Annotated in this window: 1 protein-coding gene and 1 pseudogene; both read right to left on the bottom strand. The window is 63.0% G+C overall.

Going from position 1 to position 744, the window contains the following annotated elements:
• Positions 1–131 precede the first annotated feature (131 nt).
• Positions 132–512 (bottom strand): VOC family protein, encoded by a 381-nt coding sequence (locus tag EN994_RS33945; protein WP_024503070.1) that lies wholly within the window; start codon positions 510–512, stop codon positions 132–134.
• 35 nt (positions 513–547) lie between these two features.
• Positions 548–744: pseudogene (locus EN994_RS33940) on the bottom strand (orotate phosphoribosyltransferase); the annotation flags it as partial.

Below are 744 nucleotides of genomic sequence, written 5' to 3'. Positions count from 1 at the left end.
ACCAAACACCTTTTGTGCGCCGCGCTTGTCGCCGCCCTTCGGGGCGGCAGGTCTTGCTTCGAACATTGGACAATCGCGGCAAATTTAAGGAACGGCAGTCGCATCGCCGAAAGGCACAGCGCCGCCAGCGGCTACGGCAGGTATTCGCTGACCTCGACCAGATTGCCGTCCGGGTCGCGGAAATAGACCGACATCATTGGACCTCGGGCCCCGACACGTTCAACCGGGCCGAGTTCCACCACCACACCATTGGCCGCGAGCCGCGCACGGACCTCATCCAGTGGCCGCTCGGTGATCAGGCAGAAATCACCTGATCCTGATGTCGGCGACTTCGCCTTTGGCTCGAAAGTCCGGCCGACCTCATGCACATTGATCTTATGGCTACCGAAAGCCAGCGCCGTCGGTCGATCCGCCGCGTCGATGCGCTCAAAACCCAGCACGCGCTGGTAAAACTCACAGGTCACTTCCAGCGAAGCGACCGTCAGCACGAAATGATCGATGCCGGCGATCATTTCCAATTCGTCTTCACGCATGTCGGCATGCCCCGTCAGATGTTGCGGCTGCCGGGCTTGATCGCCGGGATGGCGGCAAGCTCCGGCGGCAGCCGGTCGGCCGGATAGGCCGGGACCTCATACTCGGCAAGCGCGATGAGCGGCACGCCGACATCAGTCTTGCCGGCCGAACGGTCGATGATGCAGGCCGCGGCAACCACCTCGGCGCCAAGCTCGCGCAGGCACTCGATGG

Source organism: Mesorhizobium sp. M7A.F.Ca.CA.002.09.1.1 (assembly GCF_003998555.1).
GTDB classification, from domain to species: Bacteria; Pseudomonadota; Alphaproteobacteria; order Rhizobiales; family Rhizobiaceae; genus Mesorhizobium; species Mesorhizobium ciceri.
Note: the sequence above shows the minus strand (reverse complement) of the source record. Positions and strands in the feature narration are given on the sequence as shown.